Below are 21,612 nucleotides of genomic sequence, written 5' to 3' on the forward strand. Positions count from 1 at the left end.
AAACTTATTGTTTACCTGTGTGACCAAAGCCACCTGCGCCACGTAAAGTTTCTTCAAATTCTTCTACTTGCTCAAATTCAGCTTGTACGACAGGCACTAAAACGTACTGTGCCAAGCGCTCACCTGGTTCTAAACGGAATGTGGTTTGACCACGGTTCCAAACTGAAACCATCAATTCACCTTGATAATCCGAATCAATCAAACCAACTAAGTTGCCAAGCACGATACCGTGTTTATGACCTAACCCTGAACGCGGTAAAATTAAACCAGCAAAATTTACATCATGAATATAAATTGCCATACCTGTTTTAACTAAAACAGTTTGTCCTGGTTCAATATCAATTGCTTCATCTAAACAGGCACGTAAATCTAAACCCGCTGAACCTGCTGTTGCATATGAAGGTAAAGGCCATTCTTTACCTAAACGCGGATCGAGCAATTTCACTTGAACTTTCATGGGATTTCCTAAAAAATAAAAAAATTAACGCTTTAATAAAGCTTTTAAATTTGCCAGATATTGTTGAGCCTGTTCTTTAGGATCAACATTAGCCGCAATTTTCTTTTTACGCCCTAACCACTCAAGCTCATCTTGCGGAAGCTCATCAAGGAAACGGCTAGGCGTCATTTGTTTCATCTGTCCACCATTTTTACGCTGTTCCGCTAGAGTTAACGTTAAACCTTGGCGTGCACGTGTAATTCCCACGTACATGAGACGGCGCTCTTCCTCAATGGTTTCTGCTGCAATCGAGTTCTTGTGAGGCAATAGTTCTTCTTCAAGTCCCATAATGTACACATATGGGAATTCCAGACCTTTTGCTGCATGCAAAGTAAGAAGGTTCACTTTGTCTGTATCTTCTTCTTCCTGCTGCTGTTCTAACAGATCGAGCAAAACTAGTTTTCGGATAACACTTTCAATATTCTTTTCATCAACATCTTCTGCACGATTAATCAGATTTTGAATACTGGTAAATAAATTCTCGATGTTATCGAGTTTACTTTTCTCTTGTGCAGGTGTAGCTGACTGTTCGCGAACGTAATCCATATAACCCGCTTCATTCATCATTTGACGAACTTTAGGCACAGGCTCATCATCTTCCAACAATTCACGAGTAAATGTCGCAATAAAGTCAGCAAACTCATGAAGCTGTGTTTCTGCCTTTTTAGGAAGCACCATACTTAAACGCTGGTCAGCAGAAGCACCGAGTAAAGACAAATTATTTTCTTGTGAAAATAAACCTAGCTTCTCTAGAGTAACAGGGCCAATCGCACGTTTAGGCGTATTAATAATTCGTAAGAAAGCACTGTCATCTTCTGGATTAATAATAAGACGTAAGTAACTCATCACGTCTTTAATTTCTGCACGGGCGAAGAACGATGTACCGCCAGAGAGTTTATACGGAATTTGCATTTGACGAAGCTGGGTTTCTAACACACGTGCCTGAAAGTTTCCGCGGTACAACACAGCATAATCTTTCCAGTTCTTACCGTTCATCAGCTTATGAGTCAGTAAGTCTTTTACCACGCGCTCTGCTTCATCGTCATCATTACGACATGTAATGATTCGGATGACTTCCCCATGTCCTTTATCACTCCACAATTTCTTGTCAAAAATATGTGGGTTGTTTTGAATCACACAGTTAGCTGCTTTTAAAATACGGCTGGTCGAACGGTAATTTTGTTCAAGCTTAATAATATGTAGATTTGGGAAATCTTGTTTAAGCAATGCCATATTTTCAGGCTTAGCACCACGCCATGCGTAAATCGACTGGTCATCATCACCTACCGCGGTGAACTGCCCCATTACCCCAACTAAAAGTTTGACCAAAATATACTGCGCGGTGTTGGTATCTTGATATTCATCGACTAATAAATAACGGACACGGTTTTGCCACTTGTCACGTACTTCTGCATTTTCTTGCAATAAGCGTGTTGGCATAACAATCAAGTCATCAAAATCGACAGCATTGTAGGCACGTAAATTACGTTCATAAAGTTGATAAAGATGAGCAAACTGGACATCTTCTGGTGTTTCACAAGTCGAATGCGCTTGTTCAGGCAAAATCAGATCGTTTTTCCAATCTGAAATTTTCTTCATTGCCTTGGCAATTAATTCTTTACTCTCTGCACCCGATAAATTGTCACGATGCATCAAATCCATCAAAATACGTTTACAGTCGTCTGCATCCAAAATCGAAAAATTAGCTTTTAAAGGTAAATTTTTAAGTTCTAAACGTAAAAGATTTAAACCAAAAGTATGGAAGGTAGAAACAGATAAACCTTTTGCTTCTTCACGTGACAAAAGCTTAGTCACACGTTCTTTCATTTCACGTGCAGCTTTGTTTGTGAAGGTCATCGCGGTTATACGATGCGCAGGAATACGGCAATGTTGCACCAAATAGGCAATTTTACGCGTAATTACCGATGTTTTACCTGAACCAGCGCCAGCAAGCACCAATAAAGGGCCCTGAGTATATTTCATGGCTTCTTCTTGCTTGTTGTTCAATTGACTGGCAGATGACATCGTGTATTACCTCTTAATTTTTCGAGCATGATTATAGTCATCTCTTTTTTAGAATCCCAATAGTAAATCTACGGATATGTATAAATGATGTCTAATAATGCAATTTATGCGCCGCAGAATGTCGTGATTATTTCTTGTACTGCACCCATAAAAAAACCACCCGAAGGTGGTTTTTGAAACAATAAACTAGATCTTATTGTTTAGCATAAATGCTGATTTCTACACGGCGGTTTTGTTCACGGCCAGATGCAGTTGAGTTATCTGCGATCGGGTTAGATGAACCATAACCTTGCGCGTCGATACGGCTAGCAGATACGCCTTGGCTAGCTAAATAACTACGTACTGATTGAGCGCGTGCTTGTGATAATGGAATATTGATAGAGTCATTACCAGTGTTATCAGTATAACCAGTTACAAGAATTGCACTCTTGTTATCTTCAGCCAAAGTTTGAGCCACTTTGTTCAAAGTTGCGTAGAAGTTTGGCTTGATATTTGATTTGTTTGTATCAAAAGTAATGCTACCAGGCATGATCAATTGAACAGAACCATCTGGGTTACGGCCAACGTCTACACCAGTACCCGCCATTTGTTGACGTAATTTTTTCTCTTTCTGGTCAAGATATACACCACCAGCAGCACCAAGAACTGCACCAATTGCCGCAGCACGGTTGTTTTGACGGCTAGAGTTTGCATTTGATTTAGAAATACCATAACCAGCTGCTGCACCAATTAAAGTACCTAATGCGGCTTTATCGTATTCAACGCCACCAAGATTATTACCAGTTGTTTGACAACCAGAAAGAACTACTGCTGCCCCTACCACTGTTGAAATAACTAATGCACGCATTGCATGCCTCCTCACTTTGTGTGTTTTGTTGTCTGAATGAATAATGAAACAAAAAGGAAGTATAAAACATTGATATTTTGTTAATAATAAACAGTTTAGTTATGTTTTTGTAATATTTTGATGCACTTTAAGATGCTAGCTCATCACAATTTCTTCATTGTTGTCTAAGATAACGTTGTATTTCCTATTATGACAGTTATAGTTGAACAACTTTACTATGGATTTGAGACATTCGGGGTCTTTTATATGTCAACTGCACCCAATAAACAATCTGCGCTAAAAAAAATTACACGTGGACTCACTGTAGGTACAGTCATTACAGGAAGTACTTTTTTTCATGGTCCTCCTGTTCTTGCATTAGGTCTGACCAAGCTATTAAAAAAATCATCAAAAATAGATGAAACTAATATTCAAATTACAAATAGCTGGTTAGGGGTAAATAATTGGTTAATTGACCATGTTCTACCCAATCTAAAATGGGACATTACCATTGATGAAGGACTTGATCTGAATATGCAAGGTCGTTATCTCATGACCTGTAATCATCAAAGTTGGGTTGACACGACTGTAAATCAATATTTTGGTTTAACCCGTATGCCCCTTACCCGTTTCTTTACTAAATGGGAACTCATCTTTATTCCTTTTGTTGGGCAAGCATTTAAAATTTTAGGCTTCCCAATGATGAAGCGTCACACTAAAGAACAGATCGCGAAGAATCCTGAACTTAAAGACCGTGACATGATGGAAGCACGTAAAGCTTGTGAGCAGCTTTTAAGTCAGCCCTTCACCCTATTAAATTATTTGGAAGGTACTCGTTTTACTCAAGAAAAACATGACCAGCAAAAATCCCCTTATAAGCATTTGCTAAAACCCAAAGCAGGTGGCTTGGCGCTTGCATTAAACATCTTGGGTGACAAAATCGATGCCCTAGTTGATATGACCATCGTCTATCCTGATGGCGTACCGGGATATAGCGATTTCTGGCTTGGGGATGTTTCTAAAATTGCGGTTAACTTACGTAAAATTGAAATTCCAGACTGGGTACTTGGCGGCAACTATGAAGATGATGCGGCTTATCGTGAACGTTTTCAGCAATGGGTTCATGACATTTGGACCGAAAAAGATCAACTTATTGAGCAAATGAAGTCTCAATATACCACTGCAAATATTTAAGAAAGCACCCGTTATTATGCAAAACAGTTCTGGGAAAAAAACGAAATACCATCATGTAGACCCAAACAGCCTTTCATTTAAGCTGTTTTTGGTCTACGACATCTTTATGGTGTTTATTATCATTTTTAACTTGTTCTGTCTTGCGACTAATTTCTTTTTAATGAGCAGTATTGGGGCATGGTTCTTTGAACATATTCACTTGCCCCAAGTACTCAGCTTTTATCGTACTTCACTACATCCTTGGGTGATTACGTCAGAAGCTTGGTTTATTGGTTTTTTAATTATTGAGCTGCTTGTACGCTGGGCTATTGCGATCATCAATAAGCACCATAAGCGTTGGTTCTTTTTTCCTTTTATTCACTGGTATGAAATTTTAGCTATTATTCCTCAGCTCCGTTTTTTACGTTTATTCCGCGCTGGGATTATTGCTTACCGTTTACATGAGTTGGGCTATCCAGTTGTTCCTGAAAGCTGGCGAAAAACTGGGCTGTTTTACTATCGCGTCGTAATGGAAGAATTATCTGACCGCGTTGTAATTACCGTGATTGATGGCATTAGATATGAACTTGAAACCAGTTCTAGTCATAAACAGATTATTCACGACTTGGTTAATCATCATCGTGAGCAATTTACTGTCGCTCTAACCGCATTATTACAAGAATCTTTAGCCACCGCTTTAAAAGAACAAAAGCCTGCCATTACAAAAGGTGTGGGCAAAATTGTAGATCAAGCCATTATTGATACGCCTGAGCTAACTCAATTATTACGCTTAATTCCTTTAGTCGGTGGCCGCATTGAACAGCAAATTCAAAGCATTGGTCAAAGATTAGGTGAAAATATTAGTGCAGGTTTAATTGAACCTTTAATTGAGGGATCTCAAGATGCTCCAAATCCTACTTATCAATTAATTTCTCAAAGAATAAGTGAGATAAATATTAATAATCGTCAGCTTGAGCAATTGGTTGAATCTGTCGTGTTCGAGACACTGGAGTCTGTACGTAAACAAGTCAAGGTCAAACAATGGCAACAAACCCTTGCGGAGTATGATCGAATCAAAGAATAAGCATTTATTTAATTTTTTATGAATCACGCTAGAGAATTGGCACGAATTGTTCTAGCATTTGCCCTATTTACAATAAACTTAACGATATTACAGCTCGTTTAACGCCTTGAAGGAAGACTTATGGCTGATATACGGATTACCGGCAGAATGGTTAACTTTAGCAGGATAACCTTCGATACCAATGATCATGATGTGATCCGCCAGCAATTATCAAATATTTTAAATGAAGGTTCCTATCAAGGAACTTTAGTGATTATTGACAGTACAGTTGAGCAAGAGTTAATTGCATTAATTCAACTTCTGGTGAGCTTAGGTTTACAACCAATGGCGGTAATCGACGGTATTTTAGGAGATGAAGCTCGCGCTATTCAATTCCCTGTTTTACCGGCAGATCAACCATTACAACGCATTAAAGCGACAGCTGAACAAGTGGCTATTGTGGAAAAACCTGCTACAGCTCCTGCCTCGTCTTCAGCAGAAACAAAAAAACCACTAAACAAGATAGCGGTCGCTCATATTACCTCTTATCATGATGAAATTTTGCGTACAGGCCAATCCCTTGTACAAGATAACGGCGATATTATTTTAAAGGCTGGCATGAATAGTGGTTCCGAGGTGATCGCTTCAGGAAATATACATATTTATGGCATAGTTCGTGGTAGAGTCATTGCTGGTGCGGGCGGGCACGCAGCTGCACGCATTTTTTGCCAATCTTTAGAGGCTGAGCTCGTTTCCATTGCCGGAACGTATTGTGTCGCAGATGATATCCCTAAACATGTGGTAAAAAAACCAGTACATATTTATTTAAATGAAAAGCAAGAGCTTGAATTTGAAGCTCTAGAACTTTAATTTATTAAGCAAATCACCAAAAAACAGCCCTTTTAAGGGTGTATGACCATAATAGGAGTGGATTCGGTGGCCAAAATTGTTGTCGTAACATCAGGCAAAGGTGGTGTAGGTAAAACTACAACGAGCGCATCTTTTGCAACAGGTTTAGCCCTTCGTGGTCATAAAACTGTTGTGATTGATTTTGATGTAGGCTTACGTAACCTTGATTTGATTATGGGTTGTGAGCGTCGTGTTGTTTATGATTTTGTTAATGTTATTAATAACGAAGCACGTTTGCAGCAAGCCCTTATTCGCGATAAAGATATCGAAAACCTTTATATTTTACCGGCTTCACAAACACGTGATAAAGATGCGTTGAGCGACGAAGGTGTTGCTCGAGTTATTGATGAGTTATCTCAAGAGTTTGATTACATCATTTGTGACTCACCTGCTGGGATCGAGCGTGGCGCGATTTTAGCCATGTATCATGCAGATGAAGCAATCATTGTAACAAACCCTGAAATCTCTTCAGTACGGGACTCTGACCGTATTATTGGTATGTTAGATAGCAAAACCAAGAAAGTTGAACACAACGAAGGGCGTATACGTAAACATTTATGTATTACACGTTTTAACCCGGAACGTGCTGACCGTCAGGAAATGCTGACAATTGATGATATTTCTAAAGATATTTTACGCGTACCGACATTAGGTGTTATTCCAGAATGTCCAAGTGTATTACAAGCATCAAACGAAGGTAAGCCAGTTATTCTGTATTCAGAAACTAAAGCTGGTCAGGGGTATGATGATTTGGTTGCACGCTTCCTTGGCGAAGACCGTCCTTATCGACACATCACAGCTCAACCTAAAGGCTGGTTAGCACGACTATTTGGAGCGTAGATATGGCAGGATTCTGGAGTAAATTATTTAGCAGCGAAGAAAAACCATCAAGTGCTCAAACTGCCAAAGATCGTTTGAAAGTTATTGTTGCTTCTGAACAAGGTTTAGGCCGCCGTTTAAGCCAAGACAAAATTGATCAGATGAAAAAAGAAATCATGCAAGTGGTTAGTCGTTATGTTAGTGGTGTAGGTGAACAGCATATCCAAATGCAAGTTCGCTCTGAAGCTAATATCGAAATGTTAGAAATGAATATCAATTTACCTGAAGAACGATAATTCTATTTCTGACTATTCAATAAATCAGAATCAAGGCAAAATAACGCAAGTTATTTTGCCTTTTTTAAAATGAGGAGATTGTCATGGCATTATCACAGCCAGCAACTTTCAATGAAGAATGGTCCGATGAGCGTGTTTTTGCCTACCTCAACCAACTTCCTCCAAGTGGTGTGAATGCAGATTTTCATGTGCTCTACCATGCATTCAAACATATGCGCCCAACAGACTATGAGCGTCTTTTAAAGCAATTTATTGCGGACGGACGTGATATTAATGCCAAAGACCCTGAAGGCCAACGCATCCATGATGTAATTGCTAAGTTTCCGCGTCAATCAGCACCATTTTTAGAAGTTCTAGCAAAGTTTGCTTAAAATAAAAAGCCTCTAAAAGAGGCTTTTTTCTTATCTAGACTTATCGATTACCAATCAGGAAAATACCAAATACGGTAAAAATACCACCCGAAATGCCATCAATCCATTTTGAAAAATTACGATAAGCTGCTCTAAAACTTGGTAGTGAAAAAATAAAAGTCACAAAGCAGAACCATAAAATTGTCTCGACCGTGACAATAATAAAGAGTAGCCAGTGAACTTGATCAAGTTGAGGATTAGCTAAAAATAAAGAGAAAACACTACCAAAATAAATAACAGCTTTTGGATTTGATAAATTGGTTATCAAACCTTTAATAAAAAATAAGTAAGGTGCTTTTGGGAGCTCAACAGCAACATTGCCATCTTGCTCATTTTTTGAAAAAGCTGAACGTAGCATCTGATAGCCCAACCAACATAGATATAAGCCACCAGCAATGAGCAACCCTTGCTTTAACCAAGCCATTTTCTCAAATATAAGATTTAATCCCATCAGTGCCAAGCACGCCCAAAACATAACACCTGCCGTTATACCAGCAACGACCAGCATAGCGTCTTTACGAGATCGACTAATCGCTGTTTGAGATACAAGAAAAAAATCAGGCCCAGGAGTGATCAGCGCACAAAAGTGAATAAAGGCTAAAGTAATCAGAGCTAATAACATGTCTTTCTCCTGATTTAATTCATTGTTATTTGTTTAGGGAAAATACATTAGCATTTTTTACTAGATGATAAAATCTTTAAGTCATTTATAAATAGGTTCACTTTATTTAAGTTATAAAAAAGCCTCCGAAGAGGCTTAAATTATATTGGCTTAAACTAGAATATCCCGTTTACCATTAGGACCCATTGAGCTCACAATGCCGTTCTCTTCCATTTGATCAATAATACGAGCAGCACGGTTATAACCAAGGCTAAATTTACGCTGTAGCGAAGATGTAGACGCTTTTCGAGTTTCTAATACGAATGACACACATTGATCATAGAGTGCATCTCGGTCAGAACCACCCTCACCCTCTTCAAAGCCACGTGATGCAGGCTCTTCATCAAATGGAGTCAAGATTTCATCAATATAATCAGGCTCGCCACGCTCACGCCAAGCATCACAAATACGGTTTACTTCATCATCACTAATGAAAGCACCATGCACGCGTTCCGGCTCAATTTTACCAGGGCCCAAGAACAGCATATCACCATGACCTAACAAGTCTTCTGCACCACCAGCATCCAAAATAGTACGTGAGTCAATTTTACTGTTTACACGTAGTGCTACGCGCGTTGGAATATTGGCTTTAATCAAACCGGTAATAACATCAACAGATGGGCGTTGAGTCGCAAGCAATAGGTGAATACCAGCAGCACGAGATTTTTGCGCCAAACGGGTAATCATTTCTTCTGCTTTTTTACCCACTTGCATAATCATGTCGGCGAACTCATCCGCAACAATGACAATAGATGGTAATGGCGTTAAACGAGGTGCACGTTCTTGTGTCGCTGAATCACTTGGCTTCCAAGTCGGATCAATTAAGTCTTCACCATTCGCAATCGCTTCTTCAACTTTACGGTTATAGTCACTTAATTTACGAATTTTTAAGAACGACATAAGTTTATAACGACGTTCCATTTCATTCACACACCAGTTCAAAGCACTTACCGCATCTTTCATGTCAGTAACGACTGGAGTTAATAAATGTGGAATATCATTATAGTTTGCAAGTTCGAGCTGTTTTGGATCGATTAAAATTAAACGTAATTGGTCAGGCGTATATTTAAGTAACATCGATAAAATCATCGAGTTGACCGCAACCGATTTACCAGAACCTGTCGTACCAGCAACCAACATATGTGGTGCTTTCGCTAAATCAGTGAGTACAGGATTACCTGAAATATCTTTACCCATCGCCATACTAATTAATGCACTTGGGTCACGATATGTTGGTGTTTCCAATAACTCAATCAAACGTACCATTTCACGGGCACTGTTTGGCACTTCAATACCAATGTATGGTTTACCAGGAATAACTTCGACCACACGTACAGATGCCATCGACATTGAACGCGCCAAGTCACGTGAGATATTCGTGACCTTAGAAGCTTTAACACCGGGTGCCAAATCTAACTCAAAGCGAGTTACAACTGGCCCTGGTTGAGCCTCTACCACCTGTGCTTTAACGTTAAATTCTTGCAATTTAATTTCAAGCAATTCAGACAAACGTGAAAGTTGCTCTTCAGTAAAGTTGACTTTCTTATTTGGATCGACCTTATCGAGTAAATCAAGACCTGGTAAAGTTGGCAAATCCAAACGCTTCTTAGCAACTTTCATTGCACGAGACATTGGGCGACCTGATGCATCTGTTAACGGTGCATCAAAATCGAAATCGTCTTCATCAAAATCAGCATTTTCCTGCGGTTTTCCAGCAGTCTCCTGCCAAGCTTCAATAAACTCTTCTTTTGAAAGTTTGTCGGCCTGAATAGTCGTTTGGATAGGAGCTTTTACAAATGCTGAAGATTGCGCATAACTACTTGCTCTCACAGGTTCAGTTGGGGCAATGTCTTCATCTATTAATAAATCATCAAAATCTTCAAAGACTTGTTCGTTTGCTAAATTTTTAGGTGATTGATTTAAATTTGAAATATTTGAAGATGTTTCATTCGCAATATTAACAGATTGCGAAGTTGGTTCGGCTTCTACATGGTGATCTTGAACAAACGGTGTATGCACATCTGTTGCAGTTTTACTGTTTGGAACTGCGGCAAGCAACTCATCAAAAATCTCATCATCATTCCAATCAAGACCATGTAAGTCTTGTTTAGAGGATGGTTGATTTTGATTTACTTGAGAAATTGTTTGCTGAAATTGCTCATGAGCAGGAACTTGTTCTATCTCTGTCGAATCATCAGCTGCTCTTAAAAGCGCATCAATTTCTTGCTTATGACTCGCATCATCACGCTGTAAAGCACGCCATACTTCGCCAGTCGCAACTAAACGTTGGCTATCTCGTTCAAGTTTATGGGCCTGTTCAAGTGTATGCTCAAAGTTCTGAGTATTTGCAACTGGTGTATCTGCAACAGGTTCAGGTCGGCTCTGCTCTTTCGCTAGCACATCTGCAAATAAGCGCTCAGCAACCGCATCATGTCGTGTTGTTGCTTGCGGTTGAGCTGTTTCAGATGGAGCTGATATCTCTTTCTCATCTGAAGCATTCGCATTCGTCTCTGCATTATCAACAACTTTAACTGCAGCTGCTTTATTGGCAGGTTGAGTTGTTAAGTCATAATCCGACTCATTCGGAGATACGTTCTTATAAAATAAATCTTGTAAATAACTTGGTGTAGCTTTGAGCGTAACCCATGTTTTACTCCATTGCACCCCAAATGCAAGAGTAAACAACACCACCCCGAAAACCAGTAAAAATAAGGTTGCACCGTAAATTGTTAACAATTGAGATAGACTTTGACCTAACTCATAACCAATAATTCCCCCAGCTGCGTTATCTAAAGTATCTGCCGGCACATTCCAGTGTAAATAAAGTAAGCTAGATACAACTAGAATTAAGAAGAATTGGGCAGCATAACGAAATGGGCGGTTTAGGAAACTACGTGGCCACCAAACCTGAATTGCTTCAATGAAAAGGAAAATTGGAATAAGCAAACTTGCCCATCCTAAAAAACCAAACAGCAAATCTGCAATCCATGCGCCAGCAATACCACTTGCATTGGATACTTGCTGAGTATCACTGGAAATATGCATCCAGCCCGGGTCAAATGGTGTATATGTTACTGTTGCCAGAAACATATAAATACCAAAAGAAACCAAGAATAATGTCATCAATAAGCGCTGTGCATAAACACTTGACACCGCAGTCATATACTGTCCTGTAACCCATTTAATTATTGGTTTAGAGATGTGAAGAACTATATTTTAGATCTTCAACGAATGAACTTTATATTATGCACCTGTTCTTACAAAAAAGGTGCATGATTCTTTACAGTTGTTGTTAACATAAGGCACTTCTATATTGTTATATAACTTAATTCGATTGACCTGATCAATATTATCCACATTGATTTAACGCTATTGATCGGCAAATTCACGTATAATTTTCAAAATTCTCGAAATAAATAAGGATACCCTCAATGAGTGCTCGTCATTCTCGGTTAATTATTCTCGGTTCTGGCCCTGCGGGCTATAGTGCAGCAGTATATGCAGCGCGTGCAAACCTTAAACCTACTTTAATTGCAGGTTTACAACTAGGTGGGCAACTTACAACAACAACCGAAGTTGACAACTGGCCGGGCGATCCTGAAGGTTTAACAGGTCCTGCATTAATGGATCGTATGCAAGCACATGCTGAACGCTTTGGTACAGAACTCGTCTATGACCATATTAACGAAGTGGACTTAAATGTACGTCCTTTTGTTCTTAAAGGTGATATGGAAGAGTACACATGTGACGCTTTGATTATTGCAACTGGTGCTACAGCTCAATATCTTGGTTTAGAGTCTGAACAAAACTTTATGGGCCAAGGTGTAAGCGCATGTGCAACATGTGACGGTTTCTTCTACAAAAACCAAAAAGTAATGGTTGTAGGTGGTGGTAACACTGCTGTTGAAGAAGCACTTTATTTATCAAATATTGCTTCACATGTAACGTTAGTACACCGCCGTGATACTTTACGTTCTGAAAAGATTTTGCAAGATCATTTATTTGCCAAAGAAAAAGAAGGCAAAATCAGCATTATCTGGAACCACGAAGTTGAAGAAGTATTGGGTGACAATACTGGCGTAACCAGTGTTCGCCTTAAATCAACTCAAGATGATTCTAAGCAAGACGTAGAGGTTCATGGTCTATTCGTAGCAATTGGTCACAAGCCAAACACTGGAATGTTTGAAGGCCAGTTAAACCTACGTGATGGCTACATCCAAGTGCAAAGCGGTACCTCTGGTAATGCAACAGCGACTTCTGTAGCTGGTGTTTTTGCTGCTGGTGATGTCGCTGACAGCATTTATCGCCAAGCGATTACTTCTGCTGGGTCTGGCTGTATGGCGGCTCTAGATGCTGAAAAATATCTAGATAATCTTTAAATCATAGATTTCTAGAGTTTTTAAAACAGCCGTTCTTATAACGGCTGTTTTTTTATAATAATGACTAGCTGACATATATTAATTTTTATAGCATAACCTTAAAGCTCATCTTATTTTGTTTTTATGAATACACTTCCACTTTCCCAATTCATTTTTCCTGATCCCATTGAAGCCGATCCAGATGGGCATGGTTTAATTTGTATCGGAGCGGACCTCTCCCCTTCTACCCTATATGAAGCATACACCCATGGTCTCTTTCCTTGGTTTAATGAAGATGAGCCTATTTGTTGGTGGAGCCCAGAACCTCGTTGCGTGATCTACCCTCAAAACTACAAACCAAGCAAGTCATTACTGAGAAATATGAAAAAACATGACTATGCAATTACGGTTAATCATGCTTTTGAACAAGTTATTCGCTCTTGCTCTTTGCCAAGAAGTTATGCAGACGAAACATGGATTAGTGAAGATATTATTCAAGGCTACTGTGAGATGTTTAATGCTGGTTATGGTTACAGTATTGAAGTATGGCAACAAGAGGAGCTTTTAGGAGGTTTATATGGTGTTACGATTGGTAAAGGGTGTTTCGGTGAGTCAATGTTTAGCAACGAAACCGATGTTTCAAAAATGGCTTTTTATACATTAATGCTCATAGGACAAGAAAATCAGCTACCATGGATAGACTGCCAACTCGTAAACAGTCACTTAATTAGTCTGGGAGCCAGTACACTTTCTCGTCAAGACTACTTAAAATCGTTACAAGATGTAATTATTCACCCCTCTATCAATTGGAAAAAGTATCAAGAACGTGTATTTTCAAGTAAAACAATAGCATTAGATGCAAAATTAATGGAATGATAACAGGAGGGACCAATCATGAAATCATATCACCCGAAGTCCCTTTTAAATGATCTGCAGTATTATATTACTCCACCTCATGATTGCAGCTATCTAGAAAATAAATCAGCACGCATGGTGTTTTTAGATCCCATCCATCGAATTGATGTGGTTACTCTTTCAGAACTTTCTCGTTTAGGCTTTCGCCGTAGTGGCGACTTTGTTTATCGCCCTGAATGTCACTTATGTAGACAATGTCTGTCTTGTCGTGTTCCAGTTGCCGATTTTCAAATGAACAGCATGCAAAAAAAAGCATGGAAACGAAATCAAGATCTCACCATGACTGTTCTGCCTACGCGACAAGCAGCCCAAATTCATTATGATTTATACGAACGATATATTAATGAACGCCATGCAGATGGTGATATGTTTCCTCCGAGCTTAGATCAGTTTGAAAAGTTTTTAGTACATAGCTGCACAGATAGTTTTTTTCTTGAGCTTTGGAAAGACAATCGGCTCATTAGTGTTTCTACTTGTGATTTAATGGATGATGGACTATCGGCTGTCTATACATTCTTTGATCCCGATGAGCATCGTAGATCACTTGGTGTTTACTCTATTCTTAACCAAATTGAATATGTGAAATCGCTCGGTTTAGAATATCTCTACTTAGGCTATTGGGTGCCGCATTCAGCTAAAATGAACTATAAATCTCAATATACACCTTTAGAACTTCTGCTCGATGGGCAATGGCGCCGTTTAAACAGGTCATTATCACCAGAGGAAATTCAACAGCTAGGTACGTCTCTTATGACTACGTTACCTTCTGAATGGAATAATTTAATCATTAAATAAAGATGCGAAATCATCTGTACAGGTTTTTACCATAATGACCGCATGTTCACGCCCACCATCTTGGGTAGGATAATAATTGCGACGCAGATCAATTTGGTGAAAGCCTGTTTTTTCATATAGACCAATAGCGGCTTTATTACTTTCACGGACTTCTAAAAAGATTTGTACTGGTTGATTTTCTAATTTTTCAATTGATGCACTTAATAACTCATATCCTAAACCCTGCCCTTGCATTTTAGGGTCAACTGCCATGAGTAACAAATTAGCTTCATCTAAAACAGGCTGTAAAATACAAAACCCAACCACTCTGTTTTGTGACTCAATCACTGTACATTGATAAGAATTCAAAGATTCAATAAATTGCTGTCTTGACCACGGATGTGTTTGTACTGATTTTTCAATTTGAACGACAATATCCACATCAGTGTTTTGCATAATACGAATCATGAGTTTCAACGCAATGAAGATTCTAAAGTAGTGCGTATTATAAAAACTTCCCACGAAAAAACGAGCAAAAAAAAAGGACAATTGAGTTGTCCCTTTTTTCTGTATTTTTTAAAGACCTAATTTTTCACGCCAAGTTGCTAGCAATGCTGTGGTATCCGAATCATTTGGATGAAATTTTGGTCTTAAAAAATCAAGTAACTCTGGAATTTGACGAGTCATAAAACCTTTACGACCATACATGAACTTAAGCATGTACTTCGTATCTTTCCAAGTTAATTTATCATCAGTTTTAAGTAACTTAGCAGTAAAATAAGACTGCGTTGCGAAGATTAATGCCATTGCAATAATTAAGGCTGTTGAACGCATAAAATAAGCTTTCGGACCTTGTCCATACATACTGGTATACACATCAAATGCGACAGCTTTATGTTCATTTTCTTCAACTGCATGCCACATCCACAAATGATACATAGTGTCGTCTTGGAACATGGCCTGAATTTCAGGGTTTTGTAAAAGTTCAGCTGCAATGGTCGATGTAAAATGTTCTAGTGCACATGTTCCAGTCAAATCAATCATTTCTTTGGTATAGCCAAAAGGTTTCATTAATTTGGTTACAACAGCTGTACCCATCTTAATGACTTTTCCTGTTTGCTTTTCCATATGACGCACATCATAACCATAAGCCTGTGCTGAAGCATTAAATGCTAAATGCTCTTTGGAGTGCATCGCTTCTTGACCAATAAAAGCACTAATTTCTTTTTGAAGATCTGGATCAGCGAGCTTTGGATCATTTCGAACGGCACGCGTACTATTTACAAAGAACTGCTCACCTTCTGGAAAAAGGGCCGATAATGCTGTCATAAAATGTGTTAATGCTGCATCATAATTTGCCCAATAACGTGGGACCTGAGCAAATTCAAAATCCATACGACGCACAGGGAAACTAGCGCCAGCACGATTGGAAATATTTACCTTAGCATTCATCTCAGACTCCTTTTAAGTGAATAGCTAATTCACATATAACTTTATTTATTTTCTTAATATTTATAATCATACGTCTTTCAATGTACCAATTAAGTGCAGATGAGGACAGAGAAATATCAGATGAGGTCATTTATAGACACATAAAGGTGCAATATCTGCTCCACGATCTCTTTAAAATAATTATATAAAAATAAAAAAGGGCCACTATCGGCCCTTTATAAATCATGAATTAAATCTATAAACCTAATTTTGCTTTCCATGTTTTCAATAGACCAACGGTATCTAGATCATTTGGATGAAAGCCAGGTTTAAAGTAAGCTAACATTTCTTTAGCCATACCACTAATAATACCTTTAGATGGGCTATATCCGTATTTATAAATTACTGATAGTTCATCTAAATTCAACTTGTTATCTTGCTTTAATAAACGAAGCACAAAGGATGACTGAATCAAAAAGATTAAAGTCATAGCAAACACTAAAGAACTGGTTCGTAACGCATAAGCTTTTATGCCTTTACCAAACACACCTTCGTACACGTCATAAGCTACGGCTTTATGCTCATTTTCTTCAATCGCATGCCAATACCACATTGTTGACATTGTCTCATCTGTCATAAGCTCTTGAATGTGCTTATTGACCAATAATTGCGACGCAATAGTAGCGGTAAAATGCTCAAGAGCCGTTGTAGCAGTCAAGTCAACCATTTCTTTTGTCATACCGAAAGGTTTGACAATTTTTACAAAAGTTTTAATGGCTGTTTGAATTGCCGTATCGGTAAATTTCTCTAACGTTTCTACATCATGACCAAACTTTTGAGCAGAAGCATTGAAGTTTACATGCTCTTGAGTATGCATTGCTTCTTGCCCAATGAAAGCACTAATTTCTTTTTGGAGCGCTTCATCATCTTTAATAGCTGGGTGATAACGTACTGCTCTTACACTATCTATAAAGAATTTCTCACCAGCGGGAAACAGTGCTGACAATGCAGTCATAAAGTGTGTGAGTCCAGCAGAACCATTCATCCAATATTCTGGTACATCATTAAAGTCAAAATTCATACGACGTACTGGAAAGCTTGCACCTGCACGATTCGTAATATTCACTTTAGCATTCATACCCAAAGCTCCTTAGTAAGTAACCCTAGTTACTCAAACTTTATTGTTCGTTTTCTTGATTCTTATCATACAAATTTAATAAAAAGGATTAAGGGGAAATAAGGACATTGAAATATCAGTTAGGGCCAGCCTTTATAGTGATTGTTAGACAATTAAGTATAAAAAAAGCGCTCTAAAAAGAGCGCTTTTTTTCACTGAAAGTGATTATGCAGTTACTTTCGCAACAACACCAGCACCTACAGTACGACCACCTTCACGGATCGCAAAACGTAGACCTGGGTCCATTGCGATTGGGTGGATTAATTCTACTGACATTTCAACGTTGTCGCCTGGCATAACCATTTCAACGCCGTCTTGTAATTGGATTGCACCAGTTACGTCAGTTGTACGGAAGTAGAACTGTGGACGGTAACCATTTAAGAATGGAGTGTGACGACCACCTTCTTCTTTAGAAAGTACGTATACTTCTGCGTCGAATTTAGTGTGCGGCTTGATTGTACCTGGTTTAGCAAGTACTTGACCACGTTGTACGTCTTCACGCTTAGTACCACGAAGTAAGATACCACAGTTCTCACCTGCACGGCCTTCGTCAAGAAGTTTACGGAACATTTCTACGCCAGTTACAGTTGTTTTAACTGTATCTTTAATACCAACGATCTCTACTTCTTCACCAACTTTAACGATACCAGCTTCTACACGGCCTGTTACTACAGTACCACGACCAGAAATTGAGAATACGTCTTCGATTGGCATTAAGAATGCTTTGTCGATAGCACGTTCTGGTTCTGGAATGTAAGAGTCAAGCGCTTCAACAAGAGCAAGAACTGAAGACTCACCATATTGACCAGCATCGCCTTCCAACGCTTTAAGCGCAGAACCACGGATAACTGGAGTGTCATCACCAGGGAAGTCATAAGTAGAAAGAAGCTCACGAACTTCCATTTCTACTAATTCAAGTAATTCTTCATCATCAACAAGGTCACACTTGTTTAAGAATACGATGATGTAAGGTACACCAACCTGACGAGAAAGAAGGATGTGTTCACGAGTTTGTGGCATTGGACCGTCAGTCGCAGCACACACAAGGATCGCGCCGTCCATCTGAGCAGCACCAGTAATCATGTTTTTAACGTAATCGGCGTGGCCCGGGCAGTCAACGTGCGCGTAGTGACGAATTGGAGAATCGTATTCTACGTGTGAAGTATTAATTGTAATACCACGTGCTTTTTCTTCAGGTGCTGAGTCGATTTGTGAGTAATCTTTCGCTTCACCGCCGTAAGTTTTTGCACAAATTGTTGCAATCGCAGCAGTTAAAGTTGTTTTACCATGGTCAACGTGACCGATTGTGCCCACGTTTACGTGTGGCTTATTACGTTCAAACTTGGCTTTAGCCATGATGATCTTCCTTTATAAACTACTCATGGAGGGTCACCCCATGAGCACTTGGTTTTTAACTAAGAAATTAGTTTGGGCTTATAGTAATCGAAAGATTACTCGTCGTCACCTTTTTTACCGCCAGCTTGGAATTTAGCGATGATGCCTTCAGCCACGTTACGTGGAGTTTCAGCATATTTAGCAAATTCCATAGAGTAAGTCGCACGACCTTGAGACATAGAACGCATTTGAGTCGCGTAACCAAACATCTCAGCAAGAGGAACTTCTGCACGAATTGCTTTTGTTCCACCAGGAAGATCGTCCATACCTTGAACCATACCACGACGACGGTTTAAGTCACCCATGATATCGCCCATGTAGTCTTCTGGAGTTTCTACTTCAACTTTCATGATAGGTTCAAGAAGGATAGGATCCGCTTTCATGAAACCATCACGGAAGGCATAAGAACCTGCCATTTTGAACGATAATTCGTCAGAGTCGACGTCATGGTAAGAACCGTCGAATAATGTCGCTTTAATACCAACAACAGGGTAACCAGCCAATACACCATTCTTCATACGTTCTTGAATACCTTTGTCAACCGCGCCAAAGAATTCTTTAGGTACTACACCACCAACAACTTCTTCAACGAATTGGTATTCTTTACCAGCTTCTTCAACATCAAGCGGTTCAAGACGTACATATACGTGACCAAACTTACCTTTACCACCAGTTTGACGTACGAACTTACCTTCTTGTTCAACAGACTTTTTGATCGTTTCACGGTAAGCAACCATTGGTTTACCAATGTTAGCTTCAACACCGAATTCACGCTTCATACGGTCAACAATGATGTCAAGGTGAAGTTCACCCATACCAGCAATAATTGTCTGACCAGATTCTTCGTCTGTACGAACACGGAACGATGGATCTTCTTTAGCCAAACGACCTAAAGCGATAGACATTTTTTCTTGGTCTGCTTTAGTTTTTGGTTCAACAGCCAATGAAATTACTGGCTCTGGGAATTCCATACGCTCAAGAGTAATGATGTTTTTCTCATCACATAATGTATCACCAGTTGTAACGTCTTTAAGACCTACACACGCTGCGATATCACCTGCACGGATTTCATCAAGATCTTGACGTTCGTTCGCATGCATTTGCACGATACGACCGATACGTTCACGCTTAGCTTTAACTGGGTTATAAACCGGATCACCTTGTTTAAGAACACCAGAGTAAACACGTACGAATGTTAAGTTACCTACGAATTTGTCGTTCATGATTTTGAACGCAAGTGCAGAGAACGGAGCTTCGTCAGATGCTTCACGAGACGCTTTAGTTTCGTCTTTATCGTCAAGGATACCTTCGATCGCTTTAACTTCTGTAGGTGATGGTAAGAATTCAATTACAGCATCCAACATACGTTGAACACCTTTGTTCTTGAACGCAGAACCACAAAGCATTACTTGAATTTCAGAAGCTAATGTACGAGCACGTAAACCAGCGATGATGTCTTCTTTAGAAAGATCACCTTCTTCTAGGTACTTGTCCATTAATTCTTCAGAAGCTTCAGCCGCAGCTTCAACCATTTTTGTACGCCATTCGTTAGACGTATCAACTAGGTCAGCTGGGATATCAGCATATTCAAACTTCATACCTTGAGATGCTTCATCCCAGATAATCGCTTTCATTTCGATAAGGTCAACAACACCCTGGAATGTATCTTCAGCACCAATTGGCACAACGATAGGAACAGGATTACCACCTAAACGAGTTTTAACTTGCTCAACAGCACGGAAGAAGTTTGCACCAGTACGGTCCATCTTGTTCACGAATGCTAAACGAGGCACTTTATATTTGTTCGCTTGACGCCATACAGTTTCAGACTGAGGTTGTACACCACCTACAGCACAGTAAACCATGCACGCACCGTCAAGAACACGCATAGAACGTTCAACTTCGATTGTGAAGTCTACGTGTCCCGGGGTGTCAATTACGTTGATACGGTGTTGTTCGAATTGGTTACCCATACCAGACCAGAAACAAGTCGTAGCAGCAGAGGTAATTGTAATACCACGCTCTTGCTCTTGTTCCATCCAGTCCATTGTTGCTGCACCGTCGTGTACTTCACCAATTTTGTGAGATACACCTGTGTAGAACAAAATACGTTCAGTTGTAGTTGTTTTACCTGCGTCAATGTGCGCAGAAATACCGATGTTACGGTAACGAGTAATTGGGGTTTGGCGAGCCATGATGTCTACATTCCTAAATGTTATATTTAAAACAGGACGCACCAATTAAATTGATGCGCGCGAATATCCAAACAGGCAACTTAAATACCTGCAAAGCCCCCACTTTGATAGAGAGCAATGTTGAATCGAGCTGCTGTACGCATGAATATTCTCCTGAATAAGGCCTGTTTTATCCGCTTAGAAACGGTAGTGAGAGAAGGCTTTGTTAGCTTCAGCCATACGGTGCACATCTTCACGTTTTTTGATTGCTGCACCTTTACCTTCAGCTGCATCAAGCAACTCACCAGCAAGACGTAAAGCCATCGTTTTTTCAGAACGCTTAGCAGCAGCATCTACTAACCAACGCATAGCTAAGGCAGTACGACGGGATGGGCGTACTTCCATAGGTACTTGATAAGTAGCACCACCAACACGGCGTGCTTTTACTTCAACCATAGGACGAACTTTTTCAAGAGTAGTCTCGAAAAATTCAACTGGGTCTACTTTGTTTTTTTCTTGAACGCGTTCTAAAGCACCGTAAACGATACTTTCTGCAATAGATTTTTTACCATCTTGCATTACGTGGTTCATGAATTTAGCGATTGTTTGGCTGCTAAATTTTGGATCTGGAAGGATCTCACGAGCAGCGACTACGCGACGTCTTGGCATTTTAATACACCTAATAATATGACACTTCAGGATGATCCAGC

The 21,612-nt window shown here is 39.5% G+C and carries 20 protein-coding genes; 9 read left to right on the forward strand and 11 right to left on the reverse strand.

Going from position 1 to position 21,612, the window contains the following annotated elements:
• Positions 1 to 4 precede the first annotated feature (4 nt).
• The 3 genes from dut to H7R46_RS14200 form a co-directional block, all read right to left on the reverse strand.
• A complete protein-coding gene (gene dut / locus H7R46_RS14190) occupies positions 5 to 457 on the reverse strand; it encodes a dUTP diphosphatase (protein ID WP_002121799.1) in 453 nt (150 codons plus the stop codon).
• Between the two features lie 24 nt (positions 458 to 481).
• Positions 482 to 2,521, reverse strand: a complete 2,040-nt coding sequence (locus H7R46_RS14195; protein ID WP_005070868.1) for a UvrD-helicase domain-containing protein — start codon at positions 2,519 to 2,521, stop codon at positions 482 to 484.
• A gap of 193 nt (positions 2,522 to 2,714) precedes the next feature.
• Complete coding sequence (locus H7R46_RS14200; RefSeq protein WP_005070886.1) at positions 2,715 to 3,368, reverse strand: OmpA family lipoprotein; 654 nt, start codon at positions 3,366 to 3,368, stop codon at positions 2,715 to 2,717.
• Positions 3,369 to 3,614: 246 nt separating this feature from the next.
• Here H7R46_RS14200 and H7R46_RS14205 point away from each other — a divergent pair, with 246 nt between their 5' ends.
• From H7R46_RS14205 to H7R46_RS14230, 6 genes are all read left to right on the forward strand, one after another.
• Complete coding sequence (locus H7R46_RS14205; protein WP_005803140.1) at positions 3,615 to 4,541, forward strand: acyltransferase; 927 nt, start codon at positions 3,615 to 3,617, stop codon at positions 4,539 to 4,541.
• 16 nt (positions 4,542 to 4,557) lie between these two features.
• Positions 4,558 to 5,604, forward strand: a complete 1,047-nt coding sequence (locus H7R46_RS14210; protein WP_005070894.1) for a hypothetical protein — start codon at positions 4,558 to 4,560, stop codon at positions 5,602 to 5,604.
• Between the two features lie 120 nt (positions 5,605 to 5,724).
• Positions 5,725 to 6,453 (forward strand): septum site-determining protein MinC, encoded by a 729-nt coding sequence (gene minC / locus H7R46_RS14215; protein WP_005070895.1) that lies wholly within the window; start codon positions 5,725 to 5,727, stop codon positions 6,451 to 6,453.
• Between the two features lie 66 nt (positions 6,454 to 6,519).
• Positions 6,520 to 7,332 (forward strand): septum site-determining protein MinD, encoded by an 813-nt coding sequence (gene minD, locus H7R46_RS14220; protein ID WP_002121719.1) that lies wholly within the window; start codon positions 6,520 to 6,522, stop codon positions 7,330 to 7,332.
• A gap of 2 nt (positions 7,333 to 7,334) precedes the next feature.
• On the forward strand, positions 7,335 to 7,607 hold the full coding sequence (gene minE, locus H7R46_RS14225; protein WP_000896934.1) for a cell division topological specificity factor MinE: 273 nt from the start codon (positions 7,335 to 7,337) through the stop codon (positions 7,605 to 7,607).
• An 83-nt stretch (positions 7,608 to 7,690) separates the two neighbouring features.
• Positions 7,691 to 7,978 (forward strand): PA4642 family protein, encoded by a 288-nt coding sequence (locus H7R46_RS14230; protein ID WP_005070896.1) that lies wholly within the window; start codon positions 7,691 to 7,693, stop codon positions 7,976 to 7,978.
• 40 nt (positions 7,979 to 8,018) lie between these two features.
• Here H7R46_RS14230 and rhtC read toward each other — a convergent pair whose 3' ends face one another.
• Both rhtC and H7R46_RS14240 read right to left on the reverse strand, forming a co-directional pair.
• Positions 8,019 to 8,639: a threonine export protein RhtC gene (gene rhtC, locus H7R46_RS14235; protein WP_005070901.1), complete on the reverse strand. Its 621-nt coding sequence runs from the start codon at positions 8,637 to 8,639 to the stop codon at positions 8,019 to 8,021.
• Positions 8,640 to 8,789: 150 nt separating this feature from the next.
• Positions 8,790 to 11,840 (reverse strand): DNA translocase FtsK, encoded by a 3,051-nt coding sequence (locus H7R46_RS14240; protein ID WP_005070903.1) that lies wholly within the window; start codon positions 11,838 to 11,840, stop codon positions 8,790 to 8,792.
• A gap of 269 nt (positions 11,841 to 12,109) precedes the next feature.
• On the opposite strand from H7R46_RS14240, the gene trxB reads away from it, so the two are divergent.
• The 3 genes from trxB to H7R46_RS14255 all read left to right on the forward strand — a co-directional run bounded on the left by trxB (position 12,110) and on the right by H7R46_RS14255 (position 14,746).
• On the forward strand, positions 12,110 to 13,057 hold the full coding sequence (gene trxB / locus H7R46_RS14245; RefSeq protein ID WP_002121722.1) for a thioredoxin-disulfide reductase: 948 nt from the start codon (positions 12,110 to 12,112) through the stop codon (positions 13,055 to 13,057).
• Positions 13,058 to 13,180: 123 nt separating this feature from the next.
• Complete coding sequence (aat, locus tag H7R46_RS14250; protein WP_182924218.1) at positions 13,181 to 13,912, forward strand: leucyl/phenylalanyl-tRNA--protein transferase; 732 nt, start codon at positions 13,181 to 13,183, stop codon at positions 13,910 to 13,912.
• A gap of 18 nt (positions 13,913 to 13,930) precedes the next feature.
• Positions 13,931 to 14,746, forward strand: a complete 816-nt coding sequence (locus H7R46_RS14255) for an arginyltransferase (protein ID WP_004703325.1) — start codon at positions 13,931 to 13,933, stop codon at positions 14,744 to 14,746.
• Here the strand turns inward: H7R46_RS14255 and rimI are convergent.
• The 6 genes from rimI to rpsG form a co-directional block, all read right to left on the reverse strand.
• On the reverse strand, positions 14,732 to 15,193 hold the full coding sequence (gene rimI / locus H7R46_RS14260; RefSeq protein ID WP_002121701.1) for a ribosomal protein S18-alanine N-acetyltransferase: 462 nt from the start codon (positions 15,191 to 15,193) through the stop codon (positions 14,732 to 14,734). The genes H7R46_RS14255 and rimI overlap by 15 nt on opposite strands.
• Before the next feature lie 108 nt (positions 15,194 to 15,301).
• Entirely contained in the window at positions 15,302 to 16,177 is an 876-nt protein-coding gene (locus H7R46_RS14265; RefSeq protein ID WP_002121736.1) for a metal-dependent hydrolase, read from the reverse strand.
• Positions 16,178 to 16,412: 235 nt separating this feature from the next.
• Positions 16,413 to 17,294: a metal-dependent hydrolase gene (locus tag H7R46_RS14270; protein WP_002121792.1), complete on the reverse strand. Its 882-nt coding sequence runs from the start codon at positions 17,292 to 17,294 to the stop codon at positions 16,413 to 16,415.
• A gap of 204 nt (positions 17,295 to 17,498) precedes the next feature.
• Positions 17,499 to 18,689: an elongation factor Tu gene (gene tuf, locus H7R46_RS14275; protein WP_005065785.1), complete on the reverse strand. Its 1,191-nt coding sequence runs from the start codon at positions 18,687 to 18,689 to the stop codon at positions 17,499 to 17,501.
• A gap of 95 nt (positions 18,690 to 18,784) precedes the next feature.
• Complete coding sequence (gene fusA / locus H7R46_RS14280; protein ID WP_002120436.1) at positions 18,785 to 20,923, reverse strand: elongation factor G; 2,139 nt, start codon at positions 20,921 to 20,923, stop codon at positions 18,785 to 18,787.
• Positions 20,924 to 21,100: 177 nt separating this feature from the next.
• Positions 21,101 to 21,571 (reverse strand): 30S ribosomal protein S7, encoded by a 471-nt coding sequence (rpsG, locus tag H7R46_RS14285; protein ID WP_001138055.1) that lies wholly within the window; start codon positions 21,569 to 21,571, stop codon positions 21,101 to 21,103.
• Positions 21,572 to 21,612: the final 41 nt, after the last annotated feature.

The organism is Acinetobacter sp. BEC1-S18-ESBL-01, from assembly GCF_014169935.1.
Lineage (GTDB): Bacteria > Pseudomonadota > Gammaproteobacteria > Pseudomonadales > Moraxellaceae > Acinetobacter > Acinetobacter pittii.